General features: G+C 51.4%; 3 protein-coding genes. 2 read left to right on the forward strand and 1 reads right to left on the reverse strand.

Annotated elements, in window-relative coordinates:
- Positions 1-362 precede the first annotated feature (362 nt).
- Both VE954_RS33280 and VE954_RS33285 read left to right on the forward strand, forming a co-directional pair.
- Complete coding sequence (locus VE954_RS33280; protein ID WP_324961166.1) at positions 363-950, forward strand: hypothetical protein; 588 nt, start codon at positions 363-365, stop codon at positions 948-950.
- A 152-nt stretch (positions 951-1,102) separates the two neighbouring features.
- Entirely contained in the window at positions 1,103-4,477 is a 3,375-nt protein-coding gene (locus tag VE954_RS33285) for an SNF2-related protein (RefSeq protein ID WP_324961168.1), read from the forward strand.
- 220 nt (positions 4,478-4,697) lie between these two features.
- On the opposite strand, the gene VE954_RS33290 is transcribed toward VE954_RS33285, so the two are convergent.
- Positions 4,698-4,878: hypothetical protein (locus VE954_RS33290; protein ID WP_324961170.1), on the reverse strand; the 181-nt coding region annotated here is incomplete at its 5' end.

Genomic DNA, 4,878 nt, shown 5'->3' on the forward strand with positions numbered 1-4,878 from the left:
TTGGCAAATTATCGTGCAGAGTCGATTTGGGAATTCGCAGCTGGGCGGAGATCTCGCGTAGGGAATGTTGTCCTTCTTCGACCAAGGCCAAGGCGCGCAGCTTCGTTGACAGGCTACTATAATGGCGAACCGACATGCCGAACCCCCAATTTCCAGGCAAATTTGGGATGACTTTACATGTCAATAAGAGCAGATTCACCCGCGAATAGTACCGTCAATTGTATCAGGAGGCTGTCCGGCTGCTGGACCCATCCTAAAAAATCTGGCAGGCGGCATCTGAGCTGGCGAGTGAGCAGCTGAAGGAACTGGGGAGACGAATCCAGGAAATGGAAGCCAGCCGCGCACGCCTTAGGCAGGAGGACATGGAGGAGATAGGCCGGCTCGAAACCGAGCGGGATGCACTGGGGCAGGAGAAACAGGAACTCCTAGAAAGGCTCACCGAGGAGACCAGGGCCATGAATGAGGCCAGGGCCGGGCTGATGGAGGTCACACAGAAGCTGACCGTGCCGCTCATGCGTGAGCATGAGCTTGATCGGCAGAAAGGCCTTTTGGAGAAGGAGCTCAAGGCCGCCCGTGATGATGTGGCACGGGTTTCAAAGGATGGTCTCAAGGTCGAGGCCTTTCTGGAAATCGAGAGGTCGGATCGGGAGAAGGTTGAAGCGGAGTTTTCCACCGCCCGGACCGTCCTCAGGGATCTTCATGAGCAGGTCTCCTCCCTTCAAAAGGCTCTCGCAGTCGAACAGCAGAAAGCCAGAGGCCTTTCCGAAGGAAACCTACAGCTCAAGGAACAGCTTGACAGGGAAAGGGAAAGCAGCAAAAACATGATCGAACGCCAGCAGGCCGACCATGACGCCCTGAGGAGGGTTCTGAATGAAGTCCTCGGCGCCCGGAAGGAAACGCCCGAAAAGCCAAAGTCCGCTGAATCAGCCGTCGATCATTTTGGAAACTGAGCCCGAGGGTCTCGGGGCAGCATCTCCGGATTCATACGAGCAGCAGCTTAAAAAAGTGTGCGAAGCAGGCAAAGAGCCCATAAGGCTGAACAGGAGTACATTTCATTCAGTTTTCAGTCGACGCCTGCGAAGAATATTAAGGAGTTTCCCCAATGTCTATAGCTGGACAGTGCTCCTCATCTTTTCCCATATCCATTCGGAAGCGGGGGGAAAGTTATTTCAAAGATAATCGAGTGGACATTTTCGATATTCAAAAAAACAGTATCGACGCCTTTGTAGCCGGATCTGATGAATACGAAGTTCAGCTGGCGCTGAAGAAAGTCTCGAAGCGATTTCAGGTTTCAGCTTCCTGCACTTGCCCGCATTTTGATGAAGGCAATCTATGCAAGCATATATTTGCTGTGATCCTGGCAGCGGAAAAAAAAGGCTGGGCAAAGCACGTGACTGCAGGCAAGACAGACCTTTCCGTTCAATGGGATGGGGAATTTACGAATGATCAAGATGATGACCGGTGGGATGAAGACGAGGACGAAGATCCCGTTGACGATGGAATCCCCGGCGATTATGTCACGAATCGACAAAAGCCTCCTCAGAAGGCTCAACATTCCTATTCCCGTGGCCAGACATCGCTCGATTGGAAAAACTTATTCAACGATATGAACAGGATTGGTGCGCGACGGTCATCAGAAGGCTTAAAAGCCAGGATCACACCACCAAGCGACAAAATGCGCGAGCTCTGGTACGGAGTCAGCCTTGCTGCAAGCAAGGCGCAGGGTGAGCTGACTCTTGATCTTTTCCAGCGGGAAAAGCTTAAAACAGGAGTTTGGGGGGCTTTCAAAAACCATAAAGTCCACAGATCAGACCTTGAGTCATTGAACAGTTCAACCGACCGCGCAATAATTGAACTCATGCTTGGTGGTGAGGCGGCCAGTGAATTCCCGAATCGCGAATCCAATTTTATTGGATATTCAGCCAAGTCCGGACGTTACAAGGTATCGGCTGAGCTTGCGCGCGTCCTGTTGCCTCGACTTTCCGCCACGGGCCGATTGTCTCTTATTGACTTCGCCGACGAAAGTCCTAGTGTCGAACAACTCGTCTACGAAACCGAAGTCTGGGAGTTTGAACTTGCATTGAACCCGGCTGTGCCAGAGCGTGAAGGCTGGCTGCTCCAGGGCCAACTACGACGGGATGATTCCACAGTTGCATTAAGTGAACCCAGGCTGCTTCTGCAAAATGGTCTCGTGATCTTCGACCAGACTATTGCGCCCTTGGCAAGGATGTCACCCGAAGATTTTCAGTGGATTGTCCACTTGCGGCTGAATGAACAAGTAAGAATCCCCGCTCGCGACTTTGACTCCTTTGTTGAAGAGTCAGCTCATCTTCCCTGCTTTCCCAAAATAAACTGGCCGGCCGCTACCGGATGGAAATATGCAACCGGAATGCCAGAGCCTAAACTTTCCATCACGGTGTCCTCAGAGAACTGTCCAATAGGGCAATTGATGGCATTTGTAGTCTATGACTACGAGGGCAGAAGATTCAGACAACATGATGTCAAGGCCATTTGGGTTGATAGGCCCGGTAAGGTGGTGTGGCGGCGCAATCCGGAAAGAGAACTTGAGCTTTTCAACGAAATCCTGATGCAAAAAGGAGTGATGGCGAGCGGCATGGATGATGCAGATGTTTGCTTCCCTATCACAGAACTTGAAAGTCTCACGACCTTTCTTTCAGAGAATGGGTGGCTTGTTGAAGCTGAAGGCCGGCCTTTGCGAAAATCGGGTGAGTTCAAGTTGTTCGTCTCATCAGGAGTCGATTGGTTCGATCTGCAGGCAAACTTTCAATTCGGTGCAGAATCCGCAGATCTTCCTGCCCTTCTTAAGGCCCTTGAACAAGGGCAGAAATTCGTTCGGTTGGGAGATGGCAGTATGGGGATCCTGCCAGCAGAGTGGCTGGAAAACTTTCGCCCGTTAACAAGGTTTGGCCAGCTCAAAAAAAACGGAGTCCGGTTCAGGAGAATGCAAGTCACCATTCTTGACTCTCTCCTTGACGACTTGCCTGAAGCAACTGTTGATCAGCACTTTGCCGATCTAAGGGCCAGGATCAAATCATTCGCTGGCATCAAACCTTCAAATCCTGGAACCAGTTTTCGCGGCAGTCTCAGAGAGTATCAGCGTGAGGGTCTGGGGTGGCTCAATTTCCTCCAGGATTTTGGATTCGGGGGCTGTCTGGCCGACGACATGGGTCTTGGGAAGACCGTCCAGGTCCTGGCAATGTTGCAGGGTCGTTATGCCGCAAAAAAAATTTCCCGACCTTCCCTGGTGGTTGTGCCTCGCAGTCTTGTCCATAACTGGATGGCTGAAGCGCAACGTTTCTGTCCTGATCTCAGAATTTACGACTATTCTCATCACAAAAGGCATGAAAATTGGTCGGCCATGGCTTCATTTGATATTGTCTTGACAACATACGGAGTCCTGCGTCGGGATATTAATGAACTTCGCTCCATAACATTTGACTATGCGATCCTTGACGAAGCTCAAGCCATCAAGAATCAATCAGCGCATGTGGCAAAAGCCGCCCGACTGATTAAGGCTGAACATCGGCTCGCCATGTCCGGGACTCCCGTGGAAAATCATCTGGGTGAGCTTGGATCGATTTTCGATTTTCTGAACCCGGGCATGCTCAAATCTTCAATGCTTGCGGCCATTTCAAAAAAAGGTCATGAGGCCGGATCGGATATCGCGCTTCTTGCCAGGGTGCTGAAGCCATTCATCCTTCGCCGTACCAAGCAGCAGGTATTGAGGGATTTACCGGATAAAACAGAACAGACTGTGGTTTGTGAACTCAAATCAAAACAGCGAAAACTCTACGATGAACTGCGCAGGCACTATCAATGGCAGTTGACCGCGACAATCAAAGAGAAAGGAATAAGCGCTTCCCGGATTCACGTCCTGGAGGCGTTGCTTCGACTCAGGCAGGCTGCCTGCCACCCTGGTTTGATCGACAAGGATCGCAGGCACGAATCCAGTGCCAAACTGGATGCCTTGCTGGAACAGCTGCGCGAGGTCGCAGATGGAGGTCACAAGGCTCTGGTTTTTAGCCAATTCACGAGCATGCTCTCTCTAGTCCGGGAGCGCCTCGACAAGGAATCCATCAAATATGAGTATCTCGACGGGAAAACAAAAGATCGACAGATGAGGGTGCAGAAGTTTCAAACGGATACTGCTATTCCCATCTTCCTTATCAGCCTCAAGGCAGGAGGACTTGGGCTCAATCTGACCGCTGCGGACTATTGTTTCATCCTTGATCCATGGTGGAATCCCGCCGTCGAAGCCCAGGCCATTGACAGGGCCCACCGGATGGGTCAAACCAAAAGCGTGTTCGCCTATAGACTGATCGCCAGGGATACGGTCGAAGAAAAAATATTGGCCTTGCAGGAGAGAAAGCGCGATCTGGCGAATGCAATTGTTTCGGCCGAAAACAGCGTGCTCAAAAGTTTAACATTGGAGGATATCCAGCTCCTGCTGTCTTAATGCTGCACTCGACAGGCCTGACTTTGTTTTTGTTAAAATGCTGCTGTAAGCGTCAATATCTATAATGTGCAGGCCTCATCCCAGCTTTCGCCTGATAATATCTTCAAGCTTCGACACCCGTTCCTCCAGGGTGCTTCGTTCACCCAGGAGAACCCAGGGCCTAGATAAATTCGTAGGCATTCTTTCCGGGGCCCGGGTACGCGGCACTGCGAACTGTCGCTTAAGGACGGCGCAGAATCACGCGCTGTACGCGGATTTCGCCCGGCCTTTGAAGCAGGATCTTGAGCTCCGTCGCCAGGGCATTGTTGTAACCTATGCAAGCATCGGCTTGACCAACTCTCACATACCGAACGCCGCGCATGAGATTGCATTCCTTGTCAGAATTGCCACTGTTCTCACCC

This window comes from Oligoflexus sp. (assembly GCF_035638955.1).
Classification (GTDB): Bacteria; Bdellovibrionota_B; Oligoflexia; order Oligoflexales; family Oligoflexaceae; genus Oligoflexus.

Coding starts and splice junctions, on each gene's coding strand:
- VE954_RS33280 (WP_324961166.1), top strand. CDS start 363: ATGGAGGAGATAGGCCGGCTCGAAACCGAGCGGGATGCACTGGGGCAG.
- VE954_RS33285 (WP_324961168.1), top strand. CDS start 1,103: ATGTCTATAGCTGGACAGTGCTCCTCATCTTTTCCCATATCCATTCGG.